We start from the raw sequence: 14,316 nt of genomic DNA, 5'->3' as shown, positions 1-14,316 counted from the left end.
TTATTTTCGAGGACAAGGATCAAAAAAAAAACAGCAATTCAAAATTGAATTGCTGTTTTTTTACGAAACGAATTGTTTCTTTACTATAGTGTTTCTTTCAACCAACGGAAAAATTCACCTTGCCAAACTTGTGCGTTTTGCGGTTGAACTACCCAGTGATTTTCTTCTGGTAAGTATAAGAATCTACTTTTAATTCCTCTCAACTGTGCAGCTTGGAAAGCTTCTTGTCCTTGCCCGATTGGCACACGGTAATCTTTTCCTCCTTGGATGATTAAGATTGGCGTATTCCATTTATCTACGTTGTTAATTGGGTTAAAGTTTTGAATTGCATTTTGTGCATCTTTATTGTCCTTTTCCCAGTATGCACCCCCCGTATCAAAATTAGGGAAGAACACTTCTTCAGTTGTTCCATACATACTCACTAAATCAAACACTCCACAGTGAGAAATGAATGTTTTAAAGCGGTTTTCGTGAATTCCAGCCAAGTAGAATACAGAATAACCTCCGTAACTTGCACCGATAGCACCTAAACGTGCATTATCTACATATTTTTCTTTTGCCACATCATCGATAGCAGCTAAGTAATCTTGCATGGGTTTTCCACCCCAATCTTTGCTGATGGCTTCGTTCCACTCCACACCGTGTCCTGGCATACCTCTTCTATTCGGTGCTACAATGATATATCCCTCAGCAGCCATCAATTGGAAATTCCAACGGAACGAGTAAAACTGAGACAAAGCCGATTGTGGTCCCCCTTGTGCATACAACAAAGTTGGATATTTTTTATTCGGATCAAAATTTGGAGGATACACAACCCAAGTAACCATATCTTTTCCGTCTACCGTTTTCACGATGCGTTTTTCACTTTTACTCAAGGCAATTTTCGAATAAATTTCGTCATTTACCTTCGTGATTTGGTTCCACGATTTCTTCTTTAAATCATAAAAAAACACTTCTGTAGCGTGATTAAAATCAGTACGAGTCAACACCACCTTATCTCCGTCAAACCCAACAATTCCAGTAACGTCAAAATTCCCCTCTGTCAATTGTCTCACAACAGGCGCAATGCGTTTTAACCCTGGAAAGTTCACTTCAAATAATTGCACTGTTCCTCCCACTGCTGCAACGAAATACACTTTGCTTCCGTCTTTGCTCCATTGGTAGCTATCCACCGTTCCGTCCCAATTAGCAGTCAGGTTTTGTTCTACATTACCAAAGCGAACAATAATATCATTTTTATCCGCCTCATATCCATCGCGTTTCATTTGCAACCAAGTCAAATGACCTTGTGGCGAATAGGTAGGATGCGTATCATACCCAACATTTGCTTCTGTTAAGTTTTTTGTTTGTTTGGTTTCAAGATTATACTCGTATAAATCTGTATTTGTACTCAAGGCATAATCCGTTCCAAATTTCTTTTTCGACACATACACAATTGACTTTCCATCCGGAGCCCATACATAATCCTCTCCACCACCAAATGGCTTTTGAGGCGCATCATACGGTTCACCTTGCATAATGTCAATTTTGTTGTCTTTATTGTCTTTTGCTGCATAGAATACGTGATTATGCGTACCATCGTTCCAAGTATCCCAATGTCTGTAATCCAATCCATCAAATACGTAAGCATCTGCTTTTTGCATCGCTGGATACAAGTCTTTCCCTAAGAAATTGTTGATTTTAACAACTTCGTCAAACACAAGGTGTTTGCCATCAGGCGAAATAGTTGCATCGCTTACTAAATCTTTATAGGTTTCAATTGCTACAGGTTTTCCTCCTGTCAAGGGAATCTGATAGGTTTTAGAGTCAAAACTATTGTCTTCCATTTTAGCATGAGTCACCTTATAAATAAGATTTTTCCCGTCCTTGGTAATTCCCACAGGACTCACTCTTCCCAATTTCCACAAGAGTTCTTTTGTCATTACATCTTGAGCAAACGTACTCAAACACGCTAAACTCAAGGCAAACAAAACTATTTTTTTCATATTCAGTAGGTTTATTGAGCGGTAAATTTACAGTTTTCTTTTGATTAAAACAGAAACTTCCCTCGCTTCAACGGTTAAACAACAGGAGAAGTTCTCTATACAAAACAAAGATAAAATGACAATTTAATCCGTTCATTCACCTACTTTATCCACATAAAATATAACAAATCGAAAAAAAACATCAAGATTCACAACCCTTGCAATACAATTTGAAGTGTTATTTTTATCTAAAACATAGAATTATTATAAAAATAATAACTATTTTCACGGACAAATTTTTTTACCTATGAAAAACAATAAACTTTTTATTGCTATCATCATTGCCTTAGTTTTAGGTGTTATTTTCGGCAGTATTATTCATTATGTACTTCCCGAATACATTGCTGGTTTTTCACAAAACATCAAATTACTAGGGACCGTCTTTATTCGATTGGTTCAAATGATTATAGCTCCTTTGGTTTTCTGTACACTTGTAGTGGGAATTGCCAAGATGGGCGATATGAAAATGGTAGGTCGAGTGGGAGGAAAAGCGATGGGATGGTTTATTACAGCCTCATTGGTATCCTTGGGGATTGGATTAATCTTAGTCAACTGGTTTAAGCCAGGGGCTAATGCGAATTTCAATTTAGAAAACACCTCATCAGCAGACGATTTATTAACGAGAACGAATGCTTTGAGTCTTCAATCCTTCATTGAACATTTAATTCCAAAAAGTATTTTTGATGCTTTTGCGCATAATGAAATTCTTCAAATCGTCGTTTTTGCTGTCTTTTTTGGAGTTGCCTTAGCGAGTATAGGCAAAAAAGGAAAGGTAATCATCAAACTATTTGACCGCATTGCTGAAGTAGTATTAAAAATGGTGACTTACATCATGTGGACGGCACCCTTAGGTGTTTTAGGCGCCATTGCAAGTGCTGTTGCACTTTATGGATTAAGCATTTTCTTAACCTACGCCAAATACTTATTGGCCTTTGTTTGTGGTTTAGTGGTGCTCTGGGCGGTTTTAATCCTTGTAGGATACCTAATCCTAGGAAAAGATGTTTGGCGCTTGCTAAAGGCCATTAAAGAGCCTTTGTTGATTGCTTTCTCTACCACAAGTAGCGAAGCTGTTTTTCCAAAGCTAGTCGAACAATTAAACAAATTCGGTTGTTCTCCAAAAATTGTGTCATTTACCTTGCCGTTGGGTTATTCTTTCAACTTAGATGGCAGTATGATGTATCTGACCTTTGCTAGTATTTTTATTGCACAGATCTACGATGTACCCATGACAATCGGTGATCAAATATTAATGCTTCTGGTATTAATGGTAACCAGCAAAGGAGTTGCAGGCGTACCTCGTGCTTCGTTAATTGTTATTGTAGCCACTTGCGCAATGTTTAATATCCCCCAGAAGGAATTGCCTTTATCTTGCCTATTGATCACTTCTGTGATATGGGAAGAAGTATGACTAATGTTTTGGGAAATGCATTGTCTACAGCCTCTATTGACAAATTTGAAAACAACGATAACACACCCATTACTGAGAATTAAAAAACACGATAAGACAGAATAAAAACAAACTATGGACGAATTTCACATCTCACAATTAATCAATCCTGAGTTCTATATCAATTTAGAGATTGCGGGACATTCTATTGGAATATACGTTGTACTTTTTATTGTATTTGCCGAAACAGGTTTATTTGCTGGTTTCTTTTTACCAGGAGATAGTTTACTGTTTTTAGCAGGTATCTATAGTACGGCGCTAATGCAAGAATTATTTCAAATCGAAAGCGACTTCTTAAATGTAGCGCTACTATCCACCTTGGTTGCCTTGGCGGGGATTCTCGGTAATACCTTTGGCTATTGGTTTGGCGCCAAGAGTGGCAATTACCTCTACAACGTAAAAGACAATTTCATATACAAGAAAAAATACTTATACGAATCAAAAGTATTCTTTGAAAGACACGGTGGAAGAGCGATTATCTTTGCTCGTTTTTTACCTGTTGTACGAACTTTTGCTCCTATCATTGCCGGCATTGTTCGCATGGACATCAAACGCTTCATGATCTATAATGTAATCAGTTCCTTCTTATGGGCAACAACGTTGATATTTGCAGGACACTACCTACAAGTTTGGCTATTAGAAAGCTACGAAATTAATCTAAAAGACTATATTGAATATATCGTACTATTCTTAGTATTAGCTACTACTTTACCCATCATCATTAAATTGGCAAAAAGAAAGAAAACCGATACGGTTGTAGAAGAATAAAAAACAAAAAAGCGACGTAAAAACGTCGCTTTTTTTTTATGGATTAAAAAGAATCTGTACCGTTCTTTGGATTATTCAGCTGGAGCTAATTCAACAATCAACCCTTCAAGCTCTGGAGTAATTCCAATCTGACAACCTAAACGGCTATTGTCTTTGACATTTAGTGCCTCCCAAAGCATAGCTTCTTCATCTGGATTCATTTCTGGCACAGCCACTTCATCCGCGTTGTGTACATAACACTGACAAGAAGCACACATGGCCATTCCACCACAGATACCAATAGTACCTTCTGGTGCTAATTCGTATGCACGAACCACTTCCATGATATTCATACTCATATCCGTTGGCGCATCCACTACGTGCTCTACACCTTCTCTATCAATAATTGTAATTTTAATATCTGCTGACATGCTTATTCAATTGATTTAACAACCGCTTTCTCCGCTTCTTTGCGTGTACCATCAAATCCATTAATACCAGAAACTGTCGTGTATTTCAACACATATTTCTTACCGGGATTCAGCATATTATATACACTTTGACACATTAAAGTTGCCTCGTGAAAACCACATAAAATCAACTTTAATTTTCCTGGATACGTATTAATATCCCCAATGGCATAAATTCCAGGAATATTGGTTTGATAATCCAATGCGTTATTCACTTTAATCGCATTTTTCTCAATTTCCAATCCCCAATCTGCAATTGGACCTAACTTGGGAGTTAACCCAAACAAAGGAATAAAGTAATCACAAGCAACTTCTTCGCGCTGTCCTTCGCGTTCTACTACAACAGCCTCTAATTTCGCTGTCCCTTTCAGTTCAACAATTTCAGCGGGTGTTACTAAATTAATTTTTCCTTGGTTTTTTAGTGCTTGTACTTTCTCTACAGAATCTAAAGCTCCTCTGAATTCATTACGTCTATGTACTAAAAATACTTCTGCAGCAATATCTGCTAAGTAAATACTCCAATCCAAAGCAGAGTCACCACCACCGGCAATAACAATCTTTTTACCTGCGAACATTTCTGGTTTTTTCACGAAATACTCAACGCCTTTATCTTCGTAAAATGCCAAGTTTTCCAAATCTGGTTTACGCGGTTCGAACGAACCTAAACCTCCAGCAATAGCCACGGCTTTTCCGCAGTGTTTTGTCCCTTTATTGGTAGTAACGATAAACGTACCGTCTTCTTGTTTTTCAATCGTTTCAGCAACCTCATTCAGGGTAAATCCCGGTTGGAATTGCTTGATCTGCTCCATTAAATTATCGACTAATTCTGCTGCTCCTACGGATGGATATCCAGGGATATCGAAAATTGGCTTTTTCGGATAAAGCTCGGTTAATTGTCCTCCAGGTTGAGGCAATCCGTCAATTAAATGACATTTAAGCTTTAATAAGCCCGCTTCAAAAACAGCGAATAGACCTGTGGGTCCAGCTCCAATAATAATTATATCGGTTTCAATCATGATGTAGTTCTTTAATACAAAGGTATCCTTTGTAACGTTTATTAAAAATGATAAAAGTCAACCCTTTGCACAAGATATATTACACTTTAGCAAAGGGTTGACTTGTTATTTTTATCCAACATTAACTACCGTCTCAATTTCGGGTGCATATTTTTTAATTGTAGTTTCAACCCCTGCACTCAATGTCATTTGATTCACACTGCAAGCTGTACAAGCACCTTCTAAGCGAACTTTCACGTGTTTGTCATCAACTATATCAATTAATGTAATATCTCCTCCATCGGTTTGCAAAAACGGGCGAATCTCGTCTAACGCCTTCATAACGTTTTCTCTGATAGTTTCTGATGCCATATATTTAATCTGTAAAATGGTTTTATTTTTTTCCTACCGCTGAACATCCAGCCATAGTGGTAATTTTGATTGCCTCGGTAGGGGGCAATGAATCGTTGCGCATTACAACCTGTTCTACTACATTTCTGGTGATTTCTTCGAATACTTTCGCTACAATTGTATCTTTCTGTAAAGCTGCCGGACGACCAAAGTCTCCTGCCTCTCTAATACTTTGAACGATAGGAACTTCTCCTAAGAACGGCACTTGTAAGTCTGCAGCCAAGTTCTTTGCTCCATTTTCTCCAAAGATGTAGTACTTGTTATTTGGCAATTCTTCTGGCGTGAAGTACGCCATGTTTTCAACAATACCCAATACAGGTACATTGATGCTTTCTGAATTGAACATTGAAACTCCTTTTTTCGCATCTGCAAGTGCAACTGCTTGAGGAGTAGATACCACAACGGCACCTGTTACGGGTAACGATTGCATGATAGACAAGTGAATATCCCCTGTTCCTGGAGGTAAATCCAATAATAAGAAGTCTAATTCGCCCCAATCTGCATCAAAAATCATTTGGTTCAATGCTTTAGCAGCCATAGGTCCTCTCCAAATGATGGCCTGATCTGCTTTGGTAAAGAATCCAATCGATAAAAGCTCGACTCCGTATGAGGTAATCGGTTTCATTTTTGAACGCCCATCTACTTCAACTGAAATTGGTTTGGCATTTTCGACATCGAACATAATAGGCATCGAAGGCCCATAGATATCCGCATCTAATACCCCTACGCTAAAGCCCATATTAGCTAAACTCGCCGCAATGTTTGCTGTAACTGTAGACTTTCCAACTCCTCCTTTTCCAGAAGAAATCGCAACGATATTTTTGATACCGGGAATTGCTTTTCCTTTTATTTCTGGCTTTTCTGGTGCTTCTACTTTTATATTTACTTTTACTTTTGCTTTTTCATACACTTGTTCGTGTATCACTTTCATCACATCTACTTCGGCTCTTTTCTTGATGTGCAAAGCAGGGGTTGATAATACCAAATCAACAACCACCTCATCTCCAAAGGTCATTACGTTGTTAACTGCCCCACTTTCAACCATATTTTTCCCTTCTCCAGCAATAGAGATAGTCTCTAAAGCCTTCAGAATATCTTTTCTATCTAATTTCATTATATGCGATTAGTTTTCAATATTTTACTATAAATCTTGACTTACGCAAATATAGCAGTTATATTTGAAATTTTGATGTTAATATATTCTAAATGCAAATCCCTCGCCTACTTGATATTATAGGTGATTTGCGTAATTTAAAGTTGTTTTTTTACTCAAAAAAACGCGTTTTATTTCGTTTTGAATTAAGGCAAATTCTGCATGTAGTAGCTGATTTTTCGCTGCATTAAATGAGAATATATCGGCCTTGCCATTCTCGTATTTCACCTGTGTAGTATGAAAGGATTTTTGGGCTAAATCGATGCTGTTTTTCAATCCATCATTCAAGTTTTCAACCTGATTAATTTCTTGTACTAAGCGCTCCTGCTCTTTTGCAACTGCCCGTTCTTTTTCTCTGATTTTCCACGTATTCAACTGCCTTTCCGCTTTGTTTTTTCGCAATTGTCTCGTTACAATTCCTCCCTGAAAAAGCGGAATACTTACCCCAATCCCAACATAGTGACTTTTATTGTCTGCGAACTGTCTAGAGAAGGAAGCTACATCCCAATCCAAGCTCGTATTAAAGGGTTTGGAGTAAAAGGTTCCCCATTGATAATTCCCTGTAATTCTCGGATAATTTTTAGCTCTAATCGACCGTTGTTCTGTTTCTAAAATTGCTTGATACAAACGCGCTTTTTCAAGTATGGGATTGAACTCATAATCCGAATTAAATCCAACAAATTCCCGCTCAAAGACCAGCTCAAAAGAGGCTAATTCTCCTTTGTCAACATCTAACATTTGCAAAAGTTGCAATTTTTGATTTTGCAATTCATTTAGCGTTTCTTGTATTCTCAATTGTTCATTGTTAAAAATATATTCAATATCATATTGATCACTGATAGGCTTAGCCCCCGCTTCTACTTCTTTCGCCACTCGATCTAGATTCAACTGACTGTTATTCAACTGCAACGCTTGAAGTTTATGGTATTCTTGGGTTCCAATAATCTTAAAAAACAGGTCTAGCACCCGTTGTTGATAATAGTATTTCACTTCTTCTTCTTGTAACGCTGCATAAGACGTATTGTGTTTTTTCATTTGACGATCCACATAATCAGACCAATCAAATAAGCGAATAGACGCATCAACAGCTGTTTGTAAGGACTGAATATTAGAGCTTACTCTCGCATTAGTTGATGGATTGATTGCTGATCCATAATTAAAACTTTGAGAAGTGTTGATTCCAACTTGAGGCAAGTAATAAGAAGCTACACTTTGTTGTTGCACTTCAACCACTTGTTTTTCGAGTTGGGCAATCATAAGTTCATAACTATTTTCTTCTGCTAACTGCATACAATGGAGTAAGGTCCATTTTTCTTGAGCAAAAATAAACGAAGTACACAACAACCCTACAAGTAACCCAATGCTCTTATTCATAGTTTATATATTTCAATGTATTTATACGCGTTGCTTTAATGGATTTCCATAAAACTAACAGCATAGAAAATAGTGTTAGACCAAAAAAAGCGAGGAAAAAAGGAAAAAAAGACAAATCAATGCGATAGACGAAGTCTTCTAACCACACCTGAATCAAATAGTAAACGGGATAGATAGAAAGAACGAAACCCAAGGTGCAATACACTAAAAAGCGCATCGATAATTTCAGCACCAATGCTTTTACATTGGCTCCCAATATTTTTCGAATGGCAATTTCCTTCAACCTACTTTCAATACTAAAGGAAACAATAGCCATCAATCCAAATAAAGCAATAAACATCGATACTCCCATCAAGCACAAAAATAGATTACGCTGATGTAAGGTTTTTTGATAGCTTGCTGCAAAGTCCTCACTAGCAAATTGAAACTCCATTGGATATGTAGCATCGATTCGCTTGGTCCAAAAAACTTCCAACGCATCAATTGTTTGTTGTGCGTTCTTCGATTCTATCTTTACTGCGATGTTTGACATTAAACCCGTGAACCAATCCACTGAATTAGGCATAAAGTACGTGGCAGGGTTTGTATTTTGGGAGAAACCTTCTATTTTTAAATCTTGAACAACGCCAATAATTTCAAATTCTCTTCCATTCCATCGCATTTTTTTTCCTATAATACCCTCTGAAAAATTAAAGTTGCGTTTATAGGTTTCATTAACGACAATTTTATTAATACTATCTGATGCAAGCGTGCGGTCAAAAAATCGTCCTTCTAGTAATTGTGCATCAAACACTTGTAGGAAATCATAGCCAACGGGCACATTGTTACTCTGCATAGAAACATCTCCTATGTTGTTACTTGAAGCACTAGAATACCCCTTGCCAATTCGCATGGAGTGATTCACTACAGCTTTTACTCCAGGTATCTTTTTTACATCTGCTTCCACTTGTTGATAAATTCGATTTCGTTGATTGGTGTCTTTAATTCGAAAGCGAATATTGACCACCTGATCCCCGTTAAACCCCAAATCTTCTTGTAACATATGGTTTACTTGCTTCTGAACAAAAATGGCGGTTGATAAGAAGAAAAAAGCGATAACAAATTGAAAGATTAGTAAAACATTACGCAAACGGATTCCTGCTTTCCCTCGGATAAAATTTCCTTTTAATGTTTTTATGGCATCAAAAGACAGAATAAATAAACTTGGTAATCCTCCTACTAGCAGGCAAACCCCAACCAACAGGAGCAATACCGGACCAAATAAGTGCATTGGATTAGTAGTAAGCGCGCGATCTACCAAGATAGAAAAATAAGGCATTCCCCCTTCTACAAGTAGCAATGCTATTCCGAAAGCAATACCCGTTGTTAGAGCGGCCTCAAACATGCTTTGTTTAAAAAGTTGATATTTTGTACTACCAACTGCTGTTCGAATTCCAATTTCCTTCGCTCGTTTAAAACTGTTCACAAGGGATAGATTAATAGCATTAACCAACGCTAAAACCAATAATAGCACAGCGGAAAACAGCATAATATTCACCATCTTCCCAGCTGTTGGTCCTGCACTTAATCCCCCTGATAATGGATTCAAATGTACCTCATCGAGCACATTGAAATGCAAGACCATTTTTTCTTTATATTGCTCTTTCAATTCTGCAATTGAGATTCCTCCTTCTTGCGCATAAAATTGAAAAATTTCTTCATACATCACATCTCGGATTCGCTCTTGTACTTTTTCGATTGCTACTCCTTCTTTTAACTTAATCAAAAGCGTATAATTGTGATCTCCCCAATTGTCTCCTCGATTATATTCAATTTGATTTTCAGTCAGATAGGATGTCATTCCTTTAAAGATCACGGAGCTATTTCCTGGAATTTCATAGACAAAACGAACTGTAACGAGTTGGCCGTTTTCTAATTCAACGAGCCTTCCTATCGGATTAACCCCTTGACCAAACAAACGTTCTGCTTGTTCTTTGTCCAATGCCAAAGCATCTTTATAGTGCTGTTTATATTCTTCCGCACTTCCATAAATAGTTGTAAAAGGAAAGAAATCAAAAAAATTAGCTTGCTTCTCTTCAATAGCATACAAGAAATCTTTTTTTCCGTCTATAACAATACTCAGCATATCATTGGAAGTAAAACTAAAGTTATAGGCTTCTATGATATCTGGCATTTTATCTAATTGGTTGGCAACGGGTGCGGGAAACCAATTCTTGAAATAAGAATCAGTTGTTCCTTCTACTTCATATACCCGGTCTTTGTATGGATTACATTGATCAAAGCTATGTTCATTCTTCCAAAAAATCAGCACAATTAGTAGGGCGGCCATTCCCATCGAAAGTCCTAAAATATTAAGAACTGAAAATAAGGCATTCTTTTTAAAATGCCAGAGATATAACTTAAACCAATTAGAAACCATACTTAAGCTACTATTTTACTTTTTCAATTTTACCACCAGATGATTTTTTCACATCCACCAAGGTTGCAGTTCCGTAAATGGCAATTTTTCCTGAAGAACTCGCTTTTCCTCTTACCTCATCAGCGACATTAAAACTCATCATTCCCGACGAACTCGCTTTTCCATCCAGTGTTTTTATTGCTAACTCTTTTCCATCAATCTTAGCCGAACTTGAAACTTTAGCGACAACCGTTTTTGCTGTTCCTTCTACTTCAATTTTAGCAGAACTACTCGCTGCCATATCTACTTTGTTTCCCTTCAAGTCCAAGTCTACTTTAGCCGAAGAACTCACGTCAATTGCCGTGTTATTTGCAACTTCGAATTTTCCTTCAATTTTAGCGGAAGAACTTGCTGCAACATCTAGGTTATCTGTTTGTATTAAGTTTCCTGTAAACGTTCCAGAACTACTCGCTGCTACTTTAAAATCCTTTACCACCATTTTATTTTGCACATTTAATCGTGCAGAAGACGAAATATAAGCGGCAGTTAAAGTTGGGTTACTAACTTGAACTTGTACACTCCCCGTTCGATAATTAAACGTGCCCTTAGGCGTATCGATAAACACTTGTAAAACACCGTTTTTCACCTCTGTTTTTACATATTGCATGTCTTTTTCGTCCTGAACTTGTACCGCAACGGATTTAGTCCCTCCGTAGGTAAAATCCAATTGAATACTTTGAGAAACCTGTATAGCAGCAAAATCTGCCACAGTTCTTTTTTCTTGTTTTTGTGCAAACACAACGCTTCCTGTCAAGAGGAAGATTAATACCAATTTTTTCATCTTCTATTATTTTTATTTCAATTATTATTCTTACTCGTGTTTGATATACTTCAACACTTTTACTTGTAATGCTTGATGCACCTTAATGAGAACGGTAACAAAAGTGAGTAGCATCAAAACTAAAAAAGCAAGTAAAAAGTTCATCCAATCCAAATGAATTCGAAAAACATAGTTACTTAGCCAGGCATTCATAAAATAGTAACTAGGAAAAATGGCCAAACCAAACCCTATAACCACTATGAAAAAATACTGTCTAGATAGCTGTTTCATTTGTTCTATATTTGAAGCACCTAGTACTTTACGGATTGCAATTTCTTTATACTGATTGGTCAAGTTAAAAGAAACCAGACTATATAACCCGAATAAAGCAATAAAAACAGCGAGTACACTTAAAACCAACAGAATATTGCGTTCTTGGATACTGTCTATAAAATTTTTCTCAAAACGCTTATCTAAGAACTCATAAGAAAAAGGATATGCCGAGACATTCCGTTTTTTATATATCTTTTCCACATCTGCCAATACCTGATCTATTTGAGCGGGATCAAAACGCAAATAGATTTCTTGTTCTTGTTCCACTAACCAAGGAATGGTTTCATTCCTAAAATAGACAATCGGTAAATAATCGGTTGTAAGCCCTTTTGCGTGATAATTATCAACAATACCAACAACCGCAAAAGGCGTTCCATTCCAAATAACTTGTTTGCCGACTAAATCTTCATCTCCTACTTTTTCTTTAAATTTTTTACTGATTAAAATAGTTGAAAGGGTATCTGAAGCTAATTCGGATTGAAATCCCCTTCCTTCCACTATTTTAATTTTCAACAAGGATAAAAATTCCACATCCATGGCAACATTAGCGACCTGTAGAGAAACACCATTATAGGATAAAGAAGTGGAATTATAACCTCCCTCTCCTATGCGAAAAGAAATGCCAGCCACTTGTTGCACACCAGGAATAGCGGATAACTCTTTTTTATAAACGTCATACAATCGAACCTTATTTCCTTCTACTTCATTGGTTAAAAAAGGAAGCACTAGTATTTCTTCTTGACTAAATCCCAACTCCTTATCTAACATATAATGGACTTGTTGGTAAACGATCATCGTACTTACAATAAAAAAACTAGCAATAACAAATTGAAGAATCATCATCAGATCCCGTACCCCGAAAGAAGTGGCTTTTAGCACTAATTGTCCTCTAAGAAGAGTGAAAATCGATATTCTCCGAATAATAAAGTACAATATTCCAGATACAGATAAGGCTATGCTGATTATAAATAAGAACAAAAAAGCGAGACAATCTACTAGAATAAAGGTCATGTTTGAGTGTAAAAATACGCGAATAGTAGGCAGAGTAAATTCAACAAATACACAACTCAAAATACTAGCAAAAAAGAGGGTCAATACACTTTCCAAAAACAGTTGTTTAAAAACTGTAAAATAGGATCCTCCTATAATCAATTGCACCACTATTTCTTTATTTCTTTTCAAACTTTGAACGAGAGACAAGTTCACATAATTTACAACAGATAGAAATAAAATGGAAACAGCTAATCCTATTACAATATAAAAACGAGACATATCAACCGATCGCTCCAATGTGCCATTAGCCCTAGCATCTGTTATCATGTGCTGTCCTGACAAAGGAAATAATCGAAAACTTTCTATAAAATCACCACTTTCTTTCAGGTATGCTTCAACTGTTTTTCCTTTTTCCTGTGCTAATCGAGTGTATAAATTATCATAGAGTAATTGCTTCATTCCTCTTCCTATCCGATCAATTTGATTTGGGTCTGTTGGTTTTAGATATAGGGTTGCATTATAATCGCCCCAATTATCTTCATTATTCACCACGTTTTTTTCCATCCCTGAAAAAAGAACCGTTGGTGCAATAGAGCTCTGTTTTCCTCCAAAAGAATACACACCTTTAACAACAAACCATTCCCCTTTATAACGGACGCTCTTACCGATAACATTTTCTCCAAATAAAGATTCAGCATACGTATCTAAAACAACGATACTATTCGGTTCATCTAATACATTGTTACCTTGTACTATCTCAAAAGGAAAAAATTCAAAAAAGTTAGATTGAACCAAAAGACCTTTAGTAAAAAAGCGTTTTTCGCCATCGATTTCAAAGTAACCAGAACTATAATTGGGAAGATACATATGGTCTTTCACTCCCAAATCTGGTAGTCTTGAACCAAATGCATACGGAGCATACGTCCATACATCTCTATCGCTTAAATCGGTATTAACCAAGAATACTTCGTCTTTATACGGATTCCATTGATCGTAACGCACTTCTTCTTTATAGTACAAATACGCCAATAACACGCCCCAAAGCCCAATAGCTAAGCCAAGGAGGGTCAGAATAAAATACACTTTATTCTTAATCTGATGTGCCCCATATATTTTTAACCAATTTTTTAGCATGCTATTTTATTTTATAC

At 36.7% G+C, this 14,316-nt stretch carries 10 protein-coding genes and 1 pseudogene; 2 read left to right on the top strand and 9 right to left on the bottom strand.

Annotation, left to right across the window (positions count from 1 at the left end; translation table 11 throughout):
- Positions 1 to 83: 83 nt before the first annotated feature.
- A complete protein-coding gene (locus FBR08_RS07800; RefSeq protein ID WP_158962212.1) occupies positions 84 to 1,985 on the bottom strand; it encodes a S9 family peptidase in 1,902 nt (633 codons plus the stop codon).
- 352 nt (positions 1,986 to 2,337) lie between these two features.
- On the opposite strand from FBR08_RS07800, the pseudogene FBR08_RS07795 reads away from it, so the two are divergent.
- Both FBR08_RS07795 and FBR08_RS07790 read left to right on the top strand, forming a co-directional pair.
- Positions 2,338 to 3,515: pseudogene (locus FBR08_RS07795) on the top strand (dicarboxylate/amino acid:cation symporter).
- 31 nt (positions 3,516 to 3,546) lie between these two features.
- A complete protein-coding gene (locus tag FBR08_RS07790; RefSeq protein WP_158962211.1) occupies positions 3,547 to 4,239 on the top strand; it encodes a DedA family protein in 693 nt (230 codons plus the stop codon).
- A 71-nt stretch (positions 4,240 to 4,310) separates the two neighbouring features.
- On the opposite strand, the gene FBR08_RS07785 is transcribed toward FBR08_RS07790, so the two are convergent.
- From FBR08_RS07785 to FBR08_RS07750, 8 genes are all read right to left on the bottom strand, one after another.
- Positions 4,311 to 4,649 carry a 2Fe-2S iron-sulfur cluster-binding family protein gene (locus tag FBR08_RS07785; protein ID WP_158962210.1) on the bottom strand — a complete coding sequence of 113 codons (339 nt, stop codon included), beginning with the start codon at positions 4,647 to 4,649 and terminating at the stop codon, positions 4,311 to 4,313.
- 2 nt (positions 4,650 to 4,651) lie between these two features.
- Positions 4,652 to 5,704: an NAD(P)/FAD-dependent oxidoreductase gene (locus tag FBR08_RS07780; RefSeq protein ID WP_158962209.1), complete on the bottom strand. Its 1,053-nt coding sequence runs from the start codon at positions 5,702 to 5,704 to the stop codon at positions 4,652 to 4,654.
- 111 nt (positions 5,705 to 5,815) lie between these two features.
- On the bottom strand, positions 5,816 to 6,055 hold the full coding sequence (locus FBR08_RS07775; RefSeq protein WP_002987908.1) for a NifU family protein: 240 nt from the start codon (positions 6,053 to 6,055) through the stop codon (positions 5,816 to 5,818).
- Between the two features lie 22 nt (positions 6,056 to 6,077).
- A complete protein-coding gene (locus tag FBR08_RS07770; RefSeq protein ID WP_158962208.1) occupies positions 6,078 to 7,208 on the bottom strand; it encodes an Mrp/NBP35 family ATP-binding protein in 1,131 nt (376 codons plus the stop codon).
- 117 nt (positions 7,209 to 7,325) lie between these two features.
- Positions 7,326 to 8,621: a TolC family protein gene (locus tag FBR08_RS07765; RefSeq protein ID WP_158962207.1), complete on the bottom strand. Its 1,296-nt coding sequence runs from the start codon at positions 8,619 to 8,621 to the stop codon at positions 7,326 to 7,328.
- Entirely contained in the window at positions 8,614 to 11,040 is a 2,427-nt protein-coding gene (locus tag FBR08_RS07760; protein ID WP_158962206.1) for an ABC transporter permease, read from the bottom strand. Before FBR08_RS07760 ends, FBR08_RS07765 begins: the two co-directional genes overlap by 8 nt.
- A 10-nt stretch (positions 11,041 to 11,050) precedes the next feature.
- Positions 11,051 to 11,860 (bottom strand): GIN domain-containing protein, encoded by an 810-nt coding sequence (locus FBR08_RS07755; RefSeq protein WP_158962205.1) that lies wholly within the window; start codon positions 11,858 to 11,860, stop codon positions 11,051 to 11,053.
- 30 nt (positions 11,861 to 11,890) lie between these two features.
- On the bottom strand, positions 11,891 to 14,299 hold the full coding sequence (locus tag FBR08_RS07750) for an ABC transporter permease (protein ID WP_158962204.1): 2,409 nt from the start codon (positions 14,297 to 14,299) through the stop codon (positions 11,891 to 11,893).
- Between the last annotated feature and the right edge of the window lie 17 nt (positions 14,300 to 14,316).

Source organism: Myroides fluvii, assembly GCF_009792295.1.
Classification (GTDB): Bacteria; Bacteroidota; Bacteroidia; order Flavobacteriales; family Flavobacteriaceae; genus Flavobacterium; species Flavobacterium fluvii_A.
This window is presented reverse-complemented; position numbering and strand designations above follow the sequence as displayed.